This is a genomic window from Acidobacteriota bacterium (assembly GCA_016715115.1).
Lineage (GTDB): Bacteria > Acidobacteriota > Blastocatellia > Pyrinomonadales > Pyrinomonadaceae > JAFDVJ01.
Window position 1 is genome coordinate 552,310 of record JADKBM010000011.1, and the last position, 18,315, is coordinate 570,624.

The window sequence follows — 18,315 nt, forward strand, 5'->3', positions numbered from 1 at the left end:
CCGAAGACCCCTGATTACGCGTGCGATCGCAAATCGCAAATCAAAAATCGCAAGTCTCCTTGTTTTGCCCTGACGCAGCCGCTACTGACTCGCCGACGATCACGAATCGCAAGTGCAATCGCAGATTCGGGAGCTTTGAAAAGCCCCAAGGGATCTTTGTATTCGGGGCCGGGACGCGTCGTGCGGCGGCGGCAACGCGCCAACCCGACGATCAACGAGTCAGTACCGCCTGCGTCGGCGGGCGGGCAACCGCGGCAGCACGATAGCTAAACCCCAACTCGGGCGCTCGGAAAAACCGACATAAAGGAAGCAAATCGCGTTTTTCCAGAACACAGATTGGCGGGGTGGAGCGGATTCGTTTCGACCACTAAAGATAGAAAAAGTTCTCAAGAAACGCTGAGTTCGAAGTATCATCTTGCATCCGATCTATCTGTGTCCTGTCAGAATCGGCGCCGGGACCGCCGTTAAAAAGGTTTTTCAAAGCTCCCGATTCCGGATTATGATTTCGGATTTCCCGAAAGTTTTAAAGAAAACTCCTATTTTATGCAAGAATCGGCAACGCCGCGCGTTCCTCTTAACGTCAAACGGGATATACCGTACACGGAGGATTTATGAAAATGAAGTATTTTGCGAGTCTGATCGTCGCGACGGCGGCGATTTTTGTGTTTTCGGGCGGCATCCGCGCGCAGGGCGTGGTCGTACCGATCATCTGCGAATTCCGTCCGTGCCGGCCGATACCGAGACCGATGCCCGTACCGCTGCCGAACGCGCTGCCGGTGAAATCGATCGAACTCGACACGCGGATCGAAGGGCAGATCGCGACGACGCACCTCGTCCAGGTATTTCGAAACGACACGCCTTACACGCTCGAAGGAACGTACTTCTTTCCGATACCCGAGTCCGCCTCGATAATCGAGTTCGCGATCTGGGAAAACGGCAAGAAACTCGTCGGCGAAGTTCGCTCACGCGAAGAAGCCAGGCGGATCTACGACGAGATCGTGCGCCGGCAACGCGACCCCGGCCTTCTCGAGTATGCCGGCAAGGACCTTTTCCAGGCATCCATCTTTCCGATTCCGCCGAACTCCGACAAGAAGCTCGAATTGAAGTATTCGCAGGTTCTCAAGGCCGAATCGGGAACGGTCGCTTATCGTTATCCGCTCGGAACGGGCCGCAACCTATGGCGTCAGAGCCCGGACGAAGTCAGCCGCCGCAATATGCCGACACAGAAGTTCGGGACCGTTTCGGGGAAGATCGAGATCGTCGGCCGCGAGGCGCTGCGGAACATCTATTCACCGTCGCATCAGGTGGACGTCAAACGCCGCGGCGAGACGTCGGCGACAGTATCTTTCGAAACGTCGAACAACGACAATGACTTCCAGCTTTTCTACGGGCTCTCGTCGAACGATTTCGGTCTTTCGCTTCTGACGTATCGCGAACCCGGCAAAGACGGATTTTTCCTGCTTCAGCTTTCGCCGAAGGACAACCTCTCGGAGCGCGAGCTGATCAACAAGGACATCATATTCGTACTCGACACTTCGGGTTCGATGGCCGATAACGCGGGAACGGGCGCAAAGGGCGGAACAAAGCTCGAAAAGGCGCGCAACGCTCTCAATTTCGGAATCCAGACCCTGCGCGAAGGCGACCGGTTCAACGTCATCAACTTTGCGGGCGAAGAACATCTTATGGAAAGCGGGTTGATCGCTGCCAACGCCGAAGGCAAGCGGCGCGGCGCCGAGTTCGTTAATCGGCTCACGCCGAACGGCGGGACGAACATCAACGACGCGCTGCGCGCCGCGATGCGTCAGTTCGACTCGTCGGATCGCCCGAAAATGCTTGTGTTTATGACCGACGGACTGCCGACGATCGGCGAGCAGAACGTCGATCAGATCATTAAGAATGCGGCGGAGATCAAGGTCGACGGTTTGCGGCTTTTCAACTTCGGCGTCGGCTACGACGTCAACACGACTTTGCTCGACAAACTGGCAGCGCAAAACGGCGGGACCGCCGACTACGTCGAACCGAGCGAGGATCTTGAGGTCAAGGTCTCGAACTTTTTCGCCAAGGTGAGTTCGCCGGTCCTGACCGATCTGGAACTCGATTTCGGCGGAGTCCAGACCGACCTGATGTATCCCCGCAAGTTGACGGATATCTTCAAGGGAACGCAGCTGACGGTCATCGGGCGTTACCGAAACGTCAATGATCTCAACAATATCGTGCTGAAACTGCGCGGCAAAGCGGGTCGGGAAACGCGTACGTTCGAATATCGGAACCTTGATTTTCCGGTCCGCGCCGACAAGAACGACTTCTTGCCGCGTCTCTGGGCGACACGTCGTGTCGGTTGGCTGATCGAGCAGATCCGAGCGAACGGCGACAACAAGGAATTGCGCGACGAGATCGTTGATCTCGGCACGCGTTTCGGGATCGTTACGCCGTACACGTCTTATTTGGCGACGGACGGCAGCGAGAATCAGACTCTGGTCAGACAACAGCAGGTGCCGACGCCGACCGCCAAGACCCGCATCGCGGACTCGTCCGGTCGCGGCGCGGTGCTTGCAAGCAAGGACGCGAAGGAGAAACAGGAAGCCGTCTCGGTGATCGACGATGAAGACAAGGTTAGTCGTGAATCGCGTCGGACGATGAAAAAGGTCAGCGTCAAGACGTTCTATCTCGAGAACGGCGTTTGGACCGACGGCGAGTTCAAGGAATCGGCTCGTCTCCCGGAGACGAAGCTCAGGTTTATGTCGGCCGAGTATTTCGATCTGCTCGCTTCAGACAAGGAGTTGGCGCAGTATCTGTCACTGGGCGAAGAGGTCGTCGTTGTCTGGAAAGGCAGACTTTATCGGATCACGAAGTAGATCGCGACGAACCCCTCGGCGGGTTTGGCCATCTGAAAGGTGAAATTTGTTCGAATCGTGTTTATGATTGAATTTCACCTTTCTTTTTTGTACTTGTATTCGATGTTATGAGAATTGCCATCATTTTGACGCTATTGCTGGCCGCGCAGGTTTCGTTTGCGCAAACGAACTGGAAGGTCAACCGTTCGAACGGCGGACCGGATCTGGTGACGGTCCATTTCACATCATCCGATAAGGGCTGGATCGCCGGCGACGACGGCTATCTTGCGGTCACCCTAGACGGTGGCCGGAATTGGACAAAGAAGGAAATCGGCTCGTCGGCAACGATCAACGAGGTGTACTTCCGCAATGATGACAACGGATATCTCGTTGCCGGCCGGCAAATGTTCATCACGCGCGACGGCGGCAGTTCCTGGCAGGGAACCCAGATCGGAAAAGCGACCGAGTTTCGCGGGCTGACTCCGGAGTTTCTGAGCATCAAGTTCGCCGACAAGAAGCGCGGGATCGTCGTCGGTTCACTCTTGAACAAACAGGAGCGTGTCGTCGATTCGCTCGTTATGCGGACCGAGAACGGCGGGGAATCGTGGCAGCGGATCATCGTTCCGTCCAAGAAAGAACTGTTCCATCTTGATTTTGTCGGCAGTTCGCGTTGCTGGATCGTTGGCGACGACGGATTGATCCTCAGTTCCGACAACGGCGGAGCGAGTTTTTCGGTTCAGCGTTCGGGAACGCTCGGGGATCTTTACAATGTGGATTTCCGGGACGAGAACGAAGGCTACATCGTTGGCTCTAAAGGAACGATCCTGCGTACCGAAACCGGCGGCGCGAACTGGGAAAGCGTCAAGACGGCGTTTCCAATGACGCTGATGCGGGTCGATTTCGCCGATGACAAGAACGGCGTGGTCGTCGGCTACGACGGCACGATCCTTCGTTCGAGCGACAAGGGACGCAATTGGTCGAAGATTCAGAGCCGCACCGGCGAGCATCTCTACGGTCTGTTTTTTGTAAAGAAATACGGATGGGCCGTTGGCGCGAAAGGAACGGTCATTCAATACGAAAGATAGTCCTCGAAGTTGAAAGCCGGCCTGGTTTCGGCCACGGCCACAAGGCTGCTCAATGCGCTTGGATCGCGCACATCGGAATTCCTCGATCGCCCGGGCCCTTCTCAATCGTCGCGGCCGTTCTGACACCCGAAAACTCGCCAAATTTCACAAACACCCAAAAGTTCGGAAACTTGCCGAATCGAGTTAACACTTGCGTAACGTTTTGTGTTATCGTACGGCATCTTTTTTTTTCAATCGCCGAGTTTTCATCAGGCATATTTATCGCAAATTAGACTTTTTCTGGAGGAAAAATGGGCAAAAAGCTGTTTTTGATGGCACTTTCGCTTTCGATCTTGTCGTTTGGCGCGAACGTTTTCGGACAGGGGACAACTTCGCGCGTCACCGGAACGGTCGAAGACAATTCCGGTGGGGCGGTCGCCGGCGCGACCGTGACGCTCACGAATCAGGGCACAAACAGTTCCCTGACGACGCAAACCAGCGGCAGCGGAGTTTACGTTTTCGACCTTGTTCAGCCCGGTGACTACAGGGTCACGGTTGAAAAAGCCGGCTTCAAGAAGTTCGTTTCGTCGAACAACCAGGTTCTCGTCAATCAACCCGCGACGATCAACGTCAAGCTCGAGATCGGCGACGTTTCGGCAACCGTCAACGTCGAAGGTTCGGCCGAACTCGTGCAAACGAGCACGTCGGGCAACGTCGGCGGAACGGTCGACCAAAGGTCGCTCGAGAGTCTTCCGATCGTCGGTCTTCGCGGCCGCAATCCGCTCGATCTCTTGAATTTCCAGCCCGGCTTCGTGGTCGGCGCGAACACCGGCGGCGGTAACCACGTTCACGGTTCGCGCGACCGTTCGTTCAACTTCACGCTCGACGGAATCGACATCAACGAGTCGAGCGCAGGCGGTTCGAACTTCACGCCACTGCGCCCGAATCCGGATTCGGTGCAGGAATTCCAGTTCGTCTCCAGCAATTTTACGGCCGAACTCGGACGTTCGACCGGCGCTCAGGTGACGTTCGTGACGCGCAGCGGGACGAACCGTTTCAAGGGAAGCGCGTTCGAGTACTATCAAACGCCGGATCTCAACGCCAATGAGTATGAGAACAACCTGAACGGACTCAAACGGGGGCAGTTCGTCCAGCACATTTTCGGCGGCAGTTTCGGCGGTCCGATCATCAAGGACAAGATGTTCTTTTTTGCAAACATTCAATTTCTCCGAGCCTCGGAATCACGTCTCGTAACCCGCACGGTCCTAACGCCGTCAGCGCGGCAAGGGCTTTTCCGTTACGTGCTCGGCGGACAGAACGCCGCGGCCGGTACGACCACGCCCTCGGTCGATTCGAACGGCAATGTCGTTCGCCCGATCTGTGCCGCGGTTCCGGTGACTCCGTGCATCCAGACATACAACATCAACGCGAATCAGGCGACGAACGGCAATCCGACGACGGTCGGGCTCGATACGACCCTGATGGCTTTTATGAATGCGATGCCGCAGGCGAACAACTATTTCGTCGGTGACGGCCTGAACACCGCGGGCTTCAACTTCGCCGCGCCGCAAACCGAAAAACAGTACGATCTCTCGTTCAAGATCGACTACAAGTTCTCGGAAAGCAACGTTCTTTACGGTCGTTATTCGCAAGGCCAGCAAGACACGGTATGCGACAGCGTCAATGGCGGGCTTCAGGCATTCCCGGATACGCCGTGCAAGGTCACGACGGCGCGCAATCCGAAGGGCCTCGCCATCAACTGGCGCTGGTCGCCGAGAGCGAATCTGACCAACGAATTCGTCTTCGGAATCAACCGGTTTGCATTCAGCTTCGCCAACCCGACGCCGAATGACAACTATCCGTTCATTTTCAACATCGTTACCGACCCGTTCGATAATTTCACCTACAACGCGCGCAAACTCCGCACGTACCAGTTCGTGGACAATCTGACGTGGGTCAAGGGCAACCACACTTTCAAGGGTGGTCTCAATTTCCGTTTCGGCCGCCAGATAGACGATCGTTCATCGGTTTCGGGCGCCGACATTACACCGCGTGTGTTCTTCGGCACCGCGAACAACTGGGGAACGTCTTTCATTACTCAGTTTGCGATTCCGGCGGCGAGTTCGACCGGAATCAACGCCAACGACCGTTCGAGATTGCTGAGCTTGATCAACGACCAACTCGGCCGGCTCGGCAACGTTTCGCAAGCGTTTGTCGCTGATCCGAGCAACCCGAGCCAGTTCGCAGCGGCCGGGTCGCGTTGGGGATTCACGCATTATTATCCGGAATACGATTTCTATTTCCAGGATTCGTGGAAGGCGATGACGAACCTCACACTCGACCTCGGAATGCGTTGGGAAGTCAAGCTGTCGCCGTCATCAGACGGACTACCGACGCTCCGTCCCGATGGCCAGATCAGCTACGGTTCGACGCCGTCGAACACGCTTCGCTGGACCGAAGGGAAGTTGTTCAAGAACGATTTCGACAACTTCTCGCCGTCGATCGGCGCGGCCTGGGATCCGCTCAAGGATGGAAAGACTTCGATCCGCGCGAATGTACGCGTCGCCTACGACCGTCTCCCGTCGCAGGTTTTTGCGAACAGCATTTTCCAGAGCGCACCGGGCAATAATACCGGCGTCGTCAATACGGCCTTTTCTCAGGCCGGCGCGTTGCTCCGAAACGGATTGCCGTCGTTGACGCCGACATCGTCGCCTGACGTTCTTCGAACGCCGGTTGCGCTTTCGTCGAACAGCATCACGGTGCTTGACGCCGACTTCCAGTATCCCGAAGTTTACTCGTGGTTCCTCGGGTTCCAACGCGAACTTCCGGGCGGCAATCTGCTTGAGGTCAACTATATCGGCAAACGCGGAGTCCATTTGTTCGGCGGCTACGATGCCAATCAGGTGAATCTCGGTGCGACCGATCCGCGCTGTCCGGGACAAACGTTCCTGAGCGCATTTGTCGAAGCGCAGAATACGGCGACGACGACGAACTGCCTGATGACGCTGCTTAACGGAACGAACGGTACGCCGAGCACGCTCGCTGCATTTCGTTCGACCTTCTCGTCGCAGTTGGCGAACAACTCGGTCGGCGCCGTCGCGCAAACGCTTGCCGGACGTACCGGAACGACATCGCTGACGGGCAACGGATTCAGCCCGTTCTTCCTGATGCGCTATCCGCAGTTTACCGGTGGTATGAACGTCCTCGACAGCAACGATAAGTCGATGTACAACGCGCTCGAGATCATCATCAAGCGCCGGATGAAGGCGGGGATCAGCTTCCAGTTCAGCTATACGTACTCGAAGTCGAAAGACACGCGTTCGTTCGACCCGACGTTCACGACGGTCTCGCGAGCCAACAACCAATCGGCATCGAGTACGCCGTTTGACAACAACAACCGCTCGTTCAACTACGCTTGGTCGGATTTCGACCGGCGCGACGCGTTCCAGGGGCTTTACGTGATCGAACTTCCGTTCGGTCGCGGCCGAAAATTCGGCAAGGAAATCGGAAAGGGACTCGATTATCTGGTCGGCGGCTGGCAGCTTTCGGGAACGGTGAACATCGCTTCGGGGCGTCCGTTCACGGTTTATTCGGGTTCGAATACCTTCGGAAACGTCGTTCAGTCGACCGCGAATTGCAACGGGTGCACGCGTTATCTAGGCGTTCTTGTGCAGGAAAACGGAACGAACTATTGGTTCAATTCGGCCGACCGTGCGCAGTTCTCGATGCCGGCCGCGGGTTCTCTCGGAAATACGGGCAGAAACTTCTTCGTCGGACCAAGGCGCTTTGAAATGGATATGTCGATTTCGAAGAACATCCGCATATCGGAGCGCTTCAACTTCGACCTTCGGGCCGACGCGAAGAACGTTTTCAACATCAAGCACTTCGGATTCCCGACGGCGACGCAAAACTCGACGACCTTCGGACGCATCCGCGATGCTGTCAACAGCACCGCACGACGCATCCAGCTTTCGGTGAAGATCAACTTCTAGGGCTTTATCCGCGACGTAATGGAAATCTCCGCCGCGGATTACCGGGGCGGAGATTTTTTTGTGAAAAATTCGTTTAGCCGAGCAACCGGATTTTCGATTGCCGCATCTTGAAATACAGACCCATTGTCGGGCGCGTTTTTGTTTTCTGCATTTTTGGGCGCGACTTTGAGTCTCAGGTTCCTCCTGTTTCTTTTTCCTCGCCGGTCTTTTTCATACCGGCGAGGTTTTTTTTACAGTGCAGAGTGCAGAGTGCAGAGTGCAAAGTACCGAGTGCAAAGTGCCGAGTGCGAAGTACGTGGTTGAAGCGTAGTCGCATCCCTCACTTTGCACTAAGCACTTTGCACTCTGCACTGCTCATTGCCTCCCGCGTTTTTGCCTCGTTCGTTCGGCGAGCTGTGCAAGCTGCTGGGCGCGTGGAAGGTTCTCGATCGCCTTTCCGACCTGATTGTCGTTCTCGATGAGGATCTGTTTCGCCGAGACGGTTCCGAAGGCGGCCGTGATCAGGTTGTAACGGATGCGCAGTTTGACGTATGCGCGATCGCCGCGCACGGTCGGAAGCAACTGGCGCCATTCGGGATTCGACTCGATAAACCGCGAGAAAGATTCGAACACGGCGTCGTCAACCGTGAGGTCGATCGGACGCACGCGCTGGCCGTACTTCGGCGGACCGGATATGCGGAAGTTCTCCAAACCGGCGACGTTGCCGCGAGCGAGTTCCTTTGAAAAGAAGAATATCGGATCGAGCAGCGAGACCTGCGCACGATCGAGCGTTTCGGCCTTGACGACCTCATCCGGCGCGATGCCGTCGCCGCTGAAAACGCTGCGCCCGGTCAGTGTTCTCGCCTCGACGCGCTTGGCCCTCGGCTCGGTAGTCTTGTGATTGAAATAATCATAGAGTCCGGCGTGCGAGTAATCGCGCTGGATCGAACGGCCGGAAGGCGTATAGTATTTGGCGGTCGTCAGCGTCAGTCCGGATCCGAACGGCAAACTCAGGATGCTTTGCACGAGTCCCTTGCCAAAAGTGTTCTCGCCGATTATCAGCGCGCGATCATAATCCTGAAGCGCACCGGAGACGATCTCGGAAGCCGAGGCGGTCTGTTCGTCGACGAGGACGACCAGCGGCATCGTTTCCGGAGCCCGGTCGGCGGCCTTCCAGGTTCGATTGTCGATCGCGAAACGCCCTCGCTGGGTGACGACGACGCTTCCGAACGGCAGGAACTTTTCGGCGACCTTGACGGCCTGATCGAGGATTCCGCCCGTGTTGTCGCGAAGATCGAGGACGAGCGACGTCATCCCTTGTTTCTTGAGTTCGGCAAGTGCGACCCCGAGTTCTTCGGCCGTCGTGTAATTGAATCCCTCCGACATATCGACGTAGCCGACGCCGGGACGCAGGATGTACGCATCCGGGATCGACGGTTGCGGGACACGGTTGCGGCGGAGTTCGAACGTCTCGAGCCGGCCGGTTTCGGAACGCTCGACGGTCACACGCGCGATCGTGCCTTTCCGTCCGCGAACCTTGTCGCGGACGTACGATGAATCCTTTCCGCTGACATTTTCTCCGTTGACCAGAACGATCCGATCGCCGAATCGCAAACCGGCGCGGTTAGCCGGCGAATCGGGAAATGTCGCGACGACGAAGGTGTCCGTCGACCCGTTTTTCGTGTAGTTGGAGATCGTCGCGCCGATTCCGAAATACTCGCTCTGCTGGTCGGTCAGGAGTTCTTGAAACTCGGCTCCGTCGTAATAGTTCGAATGCGGGTCGAGCGTGTGGAGCATCTCCTCGATCGAAGATTTGACGAGCGAATCGTAATCCGATTTGCGCGGATCGACGTAGTTTTGCCGAATGATCTCGATCGCTTCGGCCACGTCCGAAGTTATCCTGTCCGGCGCGAACGGTTTGGCCTGTTTGACCGGTTCGCTTTTCGATGTCGAGGCGGAAAACGATGTCCCGCGTTCGATCCGGAACGGCTCAATTTCCGGAACCCGTTTGATGGCGCGCGGCTTGGTCTGCGGCAGAGCGGACAAACCGCAAACCGAAAGGATCAGCAACAACGAGACAAATCTCCGCATAATTCTCCTGAAGGACGGACCACGGAAAGCAAACGGGAAAACGTGATTTGCGCGATGTTCATCAAACATCGCGGCCCGAAGCAAGCCGATCTCCATCGCGAACCGACAAATTTTTGTATGCCTCAGAATACTCGCAATCACGCGCACTTTCCATCGAATCCGGAAGTTATTTCTTCCGATGTCCGAAATTGATTGATTGATCGCGAGTTTTCAGCGAAAATTACGGCTATGTCTGATGCGCCTGGAATGTTCGAAGCGAAACTCCGAAGACTGGTGGCAACGGTAGATGTTGCGAACGCGATGACCGGACCGCTGACGCGATCGATCGAGGACCTTTTGAAGGCCACGGCGGCGCAGCTCAACTCCGAAGAGGCGTCGGTGCTGATCCGCGAGGGCGAGGAAGGCGACCTGCGATTCTTGTCGGCGATTGGGAAGGTTGCCGGGCACCTGCTGAATATGACGGTTCCGGCGGGTAAGGGAATCGCCGGCTTCGTGTTTTCGTCGGGGCAGCCGATGGCTGTTGCCGACGCGGGCGGCGAGGAGACGTTTTATGCGGAGGTCGACAAACAGACCGGCTATTCGACGCAGACGATCCTCGCGACGCCTTTGCGTTACAACGGCGACGTGATCGGCGTATTGGAATATGTAAACCGCATTGGCGAACCGCCGTTCGCGGCATTCACGCCGGACGAAATGGACCGGGCCGCGCTTTTCGCCGATGCCGTCGCATCGCTTGTCAATGCCTATGAATCGGCGAAATCGCTGCGGGATCTCGGCCGCGCGATGCTCGCAGACGACGATGAAATGGGATATCAGGAAGTCAGGGATTGGCTTGCCGGAACCCGCGAAACCCGGGAACACCGCGAAATGCTCGACCTCGCCGTGTTGATCGGCGAGGTCGCCTCGCGCGGCGACGGCGAACGCGTGATGTGCCGCGAGATCCTCGAAGCCGTGCTGAAGTTCTCGGATCAGAAAGCCGATACAAGTTTCTTGAGTTACTGACGGGCCTTCATCCTTCATCCGTCGCTATGTTATGACCGCAGTCACGGGATTTGAAACAAACCGGTTCGGTTCGATCACGACGTATTTTCAGATCGACGATGCGTGGAAGTCGCGCAGCGGTCGGGGTGTGTCGGTCGCGATTATCGACAGCGGGATCGATGAAACGCACCCGGAACTGGTCGGAAAGGTGAAGGAATCCGTGATCGCGCGGGCCGACAACAAACGCGTTGTCTTCGAGCCGACCGATTCCGGCGACTCGGCCGGCCACGGCACCGCGTGCGCGGGGATAATTTCGAAGATCGCGCCGGATGCGGAACTTTACAGCATCAAGGTCCTCGGAGCCGGCGGACTGGGCGACGGCCAATCGTTTCTCGCCGGACTCGAATACGCGATCAAGATGCGCTGCCGCATCATCAACCTGAGTCTCGGCACGACGAAACCGCAGTTTTTCGCGCCGCTTCACGATCTTTTGGACCGCGCTTATCAGGCGGGCTGCATCGTCGTTGCCGCCGCCAACAATCTGCCGCAGCCTTCGTTTCCGTCGGTTTTTTCGTCGTCGCTGATCTCGGTGTCGAAGTCGACCGACACGGATCCGTTCCATTTCGGATTCAAGTACGGTGAGATCATCGAGCTGACGGCGCCGGGCGTCAATATCAGGACGGCCTGGCCGGGCGGCGCGCATAAGAGCCTTACGGGAAACAGCTTCGCCTGTCCGCATATCGTCGCGATCATCGCACTGCTCGTCGAGACATATCCGAACCTGACGCCGTTTCAGGTAAAATCGGCCCTATACGCGATCGCCGAAGAAAATCAGGCGAATGCGGCTCCGGTTGCCGCTGAAAACTCCTGAATCGGCCGGTCTTTGCGTTTTCACATCCAAAATGCTTTGATGATTCTTACGAATTAGCGAACAAATTATGTCAATGAATTTTCGGCTTCAGCCTCTTGACCTCGAAGAATACAAACTCCCAAACGGTCTGCGCGTCGTTTTCAACAAGGACGACGCGATCCCGGTGGTTTCCGTCGCGGTGTACTATGACGTCGGCTCACGAAATGAACGCGAGGGCCGCACGGGGTTTGCGCATCTCTTCGAACATATGATGTTCCAGGGTTCCGAGAACGTCCCGAAAGCGGCGCATTTTCAGTACATTATGAAGGTCGGGGGAACGATGAACGGGACGACGTCTTCGGAGCGTACGAATTATTACGAAACGCTGCCGGCAAGCGAATTGCCGTTGGCGCTGTGGCTCGAATCGGACCGGATGCGCTCCCTCGCGGTGACGCAGGAGAACCTTGACAACCAACGCGAAGCGGTCAAGGAAGAAAAACGTCTCCGCTACGACAATCAACCGTACGGCGAGGTCTTCGATCTGATCAACACGATGGTCTTTCGGAACTTTTCGAATTCACATTCGACGATCGGATCGATGGAGGATCTCGACGAGGCGACGGTCGAGGATGTCCAGGAATTTTTCCGAACGTATTATGCACCGAACAACGCCGTGCTTGTGCTTTCAGGCGCGTTCAAGACCGATGAGGCAAAATCGCTGATCGAGAAATTCTTCGGTTCGATACCCGCGCAGGAGAAGCCGGTGCCGGTGGATGTCAGCGAACCGGAAGGCGTCGCCGAGAATTATCGCGAATATGAAGATCAACTCGCGCCGCTGCCGGCGTTCTTGTTCGGATGGAAGATCCCGCCACGGCGCACGCCCGAGTTCTTCGCGCTTTTTCTCGCGGGCAAGCTGCTTTACGACGGCGAGAGTTCGAGGCTCTATCAGAAACTCGTGAAGGGCGACGAGTCTGTGATCCAGTTGTTCGGCTTTACCGACGAACGACGCGGACCGTCATCGATCTTCATCGGTGCGATCCCGAAACCGGAGCGCGACCTTTCGCAGATCCGCGAGATCATTATGGAGGAGATCCAGGATCTTGCGCGCAACGCTCCGTCGGCCGCCGAAATGCAGAAGCTGGCAAACCAACTGATCAACGACACGATCCGCGTGAGACAGTCTTCAATGGCGCGCGCGCAGCAGATCGCCGAGTTCGCGCTGTACGACGGCAGCCCCGAACTGATCAATTCGGAGCTCGACGAACTTCTCGCAGTATCCGCCGATCAGATCCGCGACGCGGTCGCCAAATATCTCGAAACCGAAAATCGAACGCTGCTCGACGTCTTGACTAAGGCCAAGTGAGAAGAAGTGAGAAGTGAGAGCTGAGAAGTGAGAGCTGAGAAGTGAGAGCTGAGAAGTGAGAGCTGAGAAGTGAGAGCTGAGAAGTGAGTGCTGAGAAGTGAGAGCTGAGAAGTGAGAGCTGAGAAGTGAGAACTGAGAACTGAGAAGTGAGAACGGAGAAGTGAAAACGGAGAAGTGAAAACGGAGAAGTGAAAACGGAGAACAGCGAACGGAGTTCAAAGTGCAAAGATCGAAGCTCAAAGATCAAAAATCAAAGTTCTCAGTTCTCAGTTCTCAGTTCTCAGTTCTAAGTTCTCAGTTCTAAGTTCTAAGTTCCAAGTTCCAAGTTCCAAGCTCAACGTCCAAATTCCATAATGCAAGATTCAGAAGAATTTCGAAAAACCGCTCCCGCGCCGCTGGCGCCGAGGTCCTTTAATATTGCGCAGCCGTTCGAGACGGTTCTGCCGAACGGTCTGCGGGTAGTCATCTTCGAAGACCGGCGGTTGCCGCTCGTCAGTTTGAGGCTCGTCTTTCTCGCCGGCGACGCCTACGAACCGAAGGATGCGATCGGGCTCAATTCGGCCGTTGCGTCGATGCTCACCGAGGGAACCGAGTCGCATTCCAGCCGCTCGCTTGCCGAAGAGGTCGAACGCCTCGGAGCGAGTCTCGTAGCGAGTTCGGGGTCGGACAATACGCGGGTTTCGGCGTCGTGCCTTTCGCCGTATCTGCCGGACATCCTGCGCCTGATGGAAGAGGTCGTCCTGAAACCCTCGTTTCCCCAGAGCGAGCTCGATCTTTTCAAGCAGAACTCCATCGAGGGGCTGAAGTTTCAGCGCTCACAGGCATCGTTTCTGGCGATGGAGCAGGTCGCGCGGATCATCTACGGCCGGCACCCGTATTCGATCGTTTCTCCGTCAGCCGAGGATATCGAGAAGATCGACCGCAACGCGTTGGCCGAGCATCACGCGAGGATCCTTATACCGAACAACGCAATTCTGATCGTTGTCGGCGACGTCGAGCGCGAAGATTTTCTGGCGCAAATAAACGAGCGGTTCGGATCGTGGACGGAAGGCGAGAGACCGTCGAACGAATTTCCGGCAGTTCCGAAACGCGATTCGCGGACGTTGACGATCGTCGACCGCAAAGGCTCGACGCAGGCCAATATCGTGCTCGCGTTGCCCGGGATCAAGCGCGACCATCCGGACTTTTTCCCGGTTCTGGTGATGAACCAGATACTCGGTTCCGGCGCTTCCTCGCGGATCTTTATGAATCTCCGCGAGGAAAAAGGCTACACGTACGGCGCCTATTCGAAGTTTGATATGAAACGGCTCGGCGGCGAGTTCGAGGCGACGGCCGAGGTGCGCACGGCGGTCACCGGCGATTCTCTGCGCGAGTTTTTCTTTGAACTAAACCGCATTCGCGACGAGCGCGTCGCCGAGGTAGAACTTCGCGATGCGGTCAACTACCTGACGGGAGTCTTCCCGATCCGTGCCGAAACGCAGGAGGGGCTGACGAATCTGATTGTCCAGCAGAAGATCTATGGCCTTCCGGATGACTACCTGCAGACCTATCGCGAGAACGTCGCGTCGGTGACGGTGGATGACGTCGAACGCGTTGCGCGAACGCATATCCGTCCGGACGAGATCGCGATCGTCGTCGTTGGTGACGCGGAAGCGATTCTGCCGCAGGTTCGCGGGTACGCCGACGAGGTCGAGATCTTCGACACCGAAGGCCAATCGGTGCCGGTCGAGAATTACGGTCGTCCAGTCGAGGCGCCGGCGGCCGACCTGAGCGGAAAATGGACGCTTTCGGTCGATTTTCAAGGGCAGAAGTTTCCGGTCGATCTCGTTCTTCAGCAAGATGGCGCGGCGATCAGCGGAAAGCTCGAATCGATGCTCGGCGAAGGGAAGATCGAAGGCGGCAAGGTAGCCGGCAGTTCGTTCTCGGCGGTGGCCGTCGCCGCGATGCAGGGCCGGTCGGTTGAGATGGCGATCAGCGGTATTCTTGAAGATGAAAAACTGACCGGAAGTCTGAATGTGCCGATGATGCCGGATGCGCTGAGTTTCATCGGTGTTCGCGCTTAGTTATACTGATGCAACAGACCATCGGCGAGTTTGGGCACTAATCCAGACTCGCAGCCCATCGCTCATAGCTCAAAGCTCGAATAATTCATATGAGAGCGATCATCGAAATCCTTTTCTTCGCCGCCGGCGGATACGCGCCCAAGGCGCGACACGAAGTCGGTCATCAACGCCATCGCCTTGCTCAGATCGTTCGTAGCGAAGCGGCCGGCGGCACATTGATCTGATCGTTCGGGGTTTCGACGGATGTTCTGGGCTCGGCCTATACGTTAGGTCGGCCGATTCTTTCGTGTGGCACGCGAGACCGTTCCGAATATGAAACGGTCGAGTAGACAAAGAAAAAAGGCCCGGAAGCTGAAATCCCGAGCCCTCGTTCCATTGTGTTTGAAGCGTTAAGCGACGGTGGTGTCCACGACTTCGGCGTCGGGAGCGTTCTTCATCACCGAATCGATGCCGTTCTGGCAAGCCGAATCGGATGAATAGTATTCGCTGCGCCCGATTTCCTGATGATTGCCCGATTTCAGGATGAAATACGGCTCTCCCTTCGAATTGTTGCGCTTTTCGAAGCGGCTGGCGTCGCCGCCGTTTTTGCGAATGGATTCGATGCCGTTCGTGCAAGCCGATTTCGATTCATACATTTCGCTCGACAAAATGACCTGACCGTTTCCGGCCTTCAGGTTGAAGTGAAACTTTCCGTTTGCTGATTGCTTGATCTCAAATTTTCCTGCCATATTAATCTTCTCCCAATTTGTAATCTAGAACTTAGGGGCAGATCCGGGAACTGCTCTTAACGTCCCAAATCGTAGCAAATATAACATTTTTCAATGGAAATCCAAATCTTGGAGCCAGTCGGAGCAAACCGATTCAGGGTTTCGGAGCACGCTCACGTACGATCGGGATTCGGGAGTTTTGAAAAACGCGCGAAGTTGTGCCTCGACGACCGGACAAGGCGACGCTGGACTTGCCGCTCCGGGCGGCAAAGCGGAAGATTTTTCAAACTTCCGGAATCCCGGAATCTCAGATCTCGCCAATATCAACTTGGCGGCGATTGAGTTGTGAGTGAGGCAAGAGCTTCTTGGAGAAAGCGGACGGTTTTTCACAACTCAATCAGCCGCCTCGCCGGACGCATTTTGGAATGCGTCCGGCGAATCTGTTTCCTATCCCGCGCGGCGGATCGGCATCATTTCGGCATCTCGCAATTCCTGAAGATGTTCGATGAGGCGTGAAGCCGCGCGTTTCGAGAGTTCATCGGTTCGGCAATCCATAAGCTTTTCGCATTCCTCGTCGGCCTTGATGCCGAGTTCGCGGGACATCGCGCGGATCATTCCGAGCTGTTTAGCGGTCACGAGGTCAAACAGCGAACGCGCGATCGGATTCGAAGGGAAGACGCGGATCGCCGCCGGCGGAATCTCGGGGATGCCCGGAAGCGACGCCTCGAACTTCACGATCGCGTGCTTGAGTGCGATTCGTTCGGCGGTCTCGACGCCGTGCGCGTCATTGACGGTGCCGGTCCCGATACCCTCGCGCGTCACCCCGTTCACCGTCACAGCCGCGGTCACGACAAAAAAGTTGCCGATCCGGCGAACCTCGCGGATCGCGTGCGACCACGCCGGATCCATTCGGGCGAGCAATGCGGACAGATCCGAAAGTTCCTCCGGGACCGGCGCGGCGGAATGCGGCCGCCGTTCCTCGCGGCGCGCTTTGCCGGAAGCGATGTCGACGACGTTGCCGCCGGATGCCGCACGGCTCCTTTTTGAGGTCGGTTCAGAATTGCGGTTCTTGATCGCGAACTTCACTGCCAGCATATGTTCGCACCGAAACTGGAGATCGGTGCAGTCCTGAGCCGCCCGGCACGAACAACGTATCCGGGCATCGGCGTCGCGCCAGACGTAGAAATCGCTGGCGGCGTCGGAGAACTGCGGGACCGAAACAACGAATCGGTCGCCCTCACGCGTTACAAGTCCTAGATCGGCGATCGCCATCGCGCGATCTACCGGAGTTTTTGCGGTTTTGAGTTCAGTCGTCATATCAATCTCTCTCCCAAAATGCTTCCGACAAACAGGCTCAAACAAATGAGTGTTGCATCTGTGAAACAATGTATCAAAGAAATATTTCTGTTGCAAGCGTGAAACATAGTGTTGCAAATAAATTTCTCTTGTGCTATCGTTGCAACAGACTTGAGACGGATGCAACAAAACGCATTTCGAGCTTTGCAGTTGGAGAGAAAAGTTATGGCATTCAAAAACGACAGTATGATCAACACGATCGAGCTCGGACGCGCGATCAAACGCCGGCGTGAAGAACTCGGATTGAGCCTTCGCGACGTCGCCGACGTGACCGCGGTCTCGGCCTCGACGCTTTCGCGAATCGAAAACGGAACGGGCAAACCCGACGCCGACAACATCGCGCGGCTCACGGGCTGGCTCGATATGCCGGTCGACCGCGTGATGAAAAAGCAGGGAAACGGCGACGAGGTCGAGGCGGTCGTCTATTACCCGCACGAGGCGACGCCCGAGATCGTTGAAGCGCATCTGCGCGCCGACAAGAATCTGACGCCCGAAACCGCAAACGCGCTGTCGGAACTCTTTCGCGTCGCATATTCGCAGTTCAGCAAGCAACGCGATTGAGTTTCGCCGGACAAGAATTAAGGACCTGACATCAACCTTGGATTTGGAGAAGAATCATGAAGGAACTTTCGCAGACGGCAAATATCGATATCGAAACGACCGGCAATAAACATTTCGCGGTCGATACGACATTTGTCCTTTTCTTTCTGGCGGTCGAATTAGGCCGGATAGCCGGGCAATTCAGCCTTGACGCGGTCCTTTTCGCGATCACGATGATGATGCTCGTCGTGCTCCCTTATTTCCTGCCGGCCGAGGATAAGATCGATTTCGGCACCTGGGTCGTCGGTCGGACGTTCATCGCGGGCTTTGGATTGGTCACGGGCTCGCTCTTCAAGTTGTCGCTCGGTACGCTGATCCCCGAAACACTTCGCTTCCTGCCGATGACGCTCCTTATTCTGACCGCTTTGATGAGCTGTTATCTTCAGTTCTACGGTTTACTCAGACTTCGCACGGCAAAATAGGCAAAAGGCTGCT

Annotated in this window: 12 protein-coding genes; 9 read left to right on the forward strand and 3 right to left on the reverse strand. The window is 56.3% G+C overall.

The genetic code is table 11. The features are described 5' to 3' along the window. The first annotated feature begins 617 nt into the window (after positions 1 to 617). From IPN69_11120 to IPN69_11130, 3 genes are all read left to right on the forward strand, one after another. Entirely contained in the window at positions 618 to 2,855 is a 2,238-nt protein-coding gene (locus IPN69_11120; protein MBK8811265.1) for a VWA domain-containing protein, read from the forward strand. A gap of 107 nt (positions 2,856 to 2,962) precedes the next feature. Then, complete coding sequence (locus tag IPN69_11125) at positions 2,963 to 3,919, forward strand: hypothetical protein (GenBank protein ID MBK8811266.1); 957 nt, start codon at positions 2,963 to 2,965, stop codon at positions 3,917 to 3,919. A gap of 290 nt (positions 3,920 to 4,209) precedes the next feature. After that, positions 4,210 to 7,890, forward strand: coding sequence for a carboxypeptidase regulatory-like domain-containing protein (locus IPN69_11130; GenBank protein MBK8811267.1), 3,681 nt, complete (start codon positions 4,210 to 4,212; stop codon positions 7,888 to 7,890). Between the two features lie 354 nt (positions 7,891 to 8,244). On the opposite strand, the gene IPN69_11135 is transcribed toward IPN69_11130, so the two are convergent. Beyond that, positions 8,245 to 9,960: a S41 family peptidase gene (locus IPN69_11135; protein ID MBK8811268.1), complete on the reverse strand. Its 1,716-nt coding sequence runs from the start codon at positions 9,958 to 9,960 to the stop codon at positions 8,245 to 8,247. Positions 9,961 to 10,188: 228 nt separating this feature from the next. Here IPN69_11135 and IPN69_11140 point away from each other — a divergent pair, with 228 nt between their 5' ends. From IPN69_11140 to IPN69_11155, 4 genes are all read left to right on the forward strand, one after another. Then, positions 10,189 to 10,962 (forward strand): GAF domain-containing protein, encoded by a 774-nt coding sequence (locus tag IPN69_11140; protein ID MBK8811269.1) that lies wholly within the window; start codon positions 10,189 to 10,191, stop codon positions 10,960 to 10,962. A 31-nt stretch (positions 10,963 to 10,993) separates the two neighbouring features. Continuing rightward, positions 10,994 to 11,812, forward strand: coding sequence for a S8 family serine peptidase (locus IPN69_11145; GenBank protein MBK8811270.1), 819 nt, complete (start codon positions 10,994 to 10,996; stop codon positions 11,810 to 11,812). A 73-nt stretch (positions 11,813 to 11,885) separates the two neighbouring features. Then, positions 11,886 to 13,154, forward strand: a complete 1,269-nt coding sequence (locus IPN69_11150) for an insulinase family protein (GenBank protein MBK8811271.1) — start codon at positions 11,886 to 11,888, stop codon at positions 13,152 to 13,154. 353 nt (positions 13,155 to 13,507) lie between these two features. Beyond that, a complete protein-coding gene (locus IPN69_11155; GenBank protein ID MBK8811272.1) occupies positions 13,508 to 15,217 on the forward strand; it encodes an insulinase family protein in 1,710 nt (569 codons plus the stop codon). Between the two features lie 389 nt (positions 15,218 to 15,606). On the opposite strand, the gene IPN69_11160 is transcribed toward IPN69_11155, so the two are convergent. Together IPN69_11160 and IPN69_11165 are read right to left on the reverse strand one after the other, a co-directional pair. Further along, positions 15,607 to 15,945, reverse strand: coding sequence for a YegP family protein (locus tag IPN69_11160; GenBank protein MBK8811273.1), 339 nt, complete (start codon positions 15,943 to 15,945; stop codon positions 15,607 to 15,609). 426 nt (positions 15,946 to 16,371) lie between these two features. Then, complete coding sequence (locus tag IPN69_11165; GenBank protein ID MBK8811274.1) at positions 16,372 to 17,241, reverse strand: hypothetical protein; 870 nt, start codon at positions 17,239 to 17,241, stop codon at positions 16,372 to 16,374. Positions 17,242 to 17,445: 204 nt separating this feature from the next. Here IPN69_11165 and IPN69_11170 point away from each other — a divergent pair, with 204 nt between their 5' ends. Together IPN69_11170 and IPN69_11175 are read left to right on the forward strand one after the other, a co-directional pair. Next, a complete protein-coding gene (locus tag IPN69_11170) occupies positions 17,446 to 17,841 on the forward strand; it encodes a helix-turn-helix transcriptional regulator (GenBank protein ID MBK8811275.1) in 396 nt (131 codons plus the stop codon). Between the two features lie 56 nt (positions 17,842 to 17,897). Next, on the forward strand, positions 17,898 to 18,302 hold the full coding sequence (locus IPN69_11175) for a hypothetical protein (protein ID MBK8811276.1): 405 nt from the start codon (positions 17,898 to 17,900) through the stop codon (positions 18,300 to 18,302). The last annotated feature ends 13 nt before the right edge of the window (positions 18,303 to 18,315 follow it).

What these genes read in the sequence shown, in the direction of transcription:
- IPN69_11125 (MBK8811266.1), top strand. Translation starts at nt 2,963, where the DNA reads ATGAGAATTGCCATCATTTTGACGCTATTGCTGGCCGCGCAGGTTTCG.
- IPN69_11165 (MBK8811274.1), bottom strand. Translation starts at nt 17,241, where the DNA reads ATGACGACTGAACTCAAAACCGCAAAAACTCCGGTAGATCGCGCGATG.
- IPN69_11160 (MBK8811273.1), bottom strand. Translation starts at nt 15,945, where the DNA reads ATGGCAGGAAAATTTGAGATCAAGCAATCAGCAAACGGAAAGTTTCAC.
- IPN69_11140 (MBK8811269.1), top strand. Translation starts at nt 10,189, where the DNA reads ATGTCTGATGCGCCTGGAATGTTCGAAGCGAAACTCCGAAGACTGGTG.
- IPN69_11175 (MBK8811276.1), top strand. Translation starts at nt 17,898, where the DNA reads ATGAAGGAACTTTCGCAGACGGCAAATATCGATATCGAAACGACCGGC.
- IPN69_11145 (MBK8811270.1), top strand. Translation starts at nt 10,994, where the DNA reads ATGACCGCAGTCACGGGATTTGAAACAAACCGGTTCGGTTCGATCACG.
- IPN69_11155 (MBK8811272.1), top strand. Translation starts at nt 13,508, where the DNA reads ATGCAAGATTCAGAAGAATTTCGAAAAACCGCTCCCGCGCCGCTGGCG.
- IPN69_11150 (MBK8811271.1), top strand. Translation starts at nt 11,886, where the DNA reads ATGAATTTTCGGCTTCAGCCTCTTGACCTCGAAGAATACAAACTCCCA.
- IPN69_11120 (MBK8811265.1), top strand. Translation starts at nt 618, where the DNA reads ATGAAGTATTTTGCGAGTCTGATCGTCGCGACGGCGGCGATTTTTGTG.
- IPN69_11130 (MBK8811267.1), top strand. Translation starts at nt 4,210, where the DNA reads ATGGGCAAAAAGCTGTTTTTGATGGCACTTTCGCTTTCGATCTTGTCG.
- IPN69_11170 (MBK8811275.1), top strand. Translation starts at nt 17,446, where the DNA reads ATGGCATTCAAAAACGACAGTATGATCAACACGATCGAGCTCGGACGC.
- IPN69_11135 (MBK8811268.1), bottom strand. Translation starts at nt 9,960, where the DNA reads ATGCGGAGATTTGTCTCGTTGTTGCTGATCCTTTCGGTTTGCGGTTTG.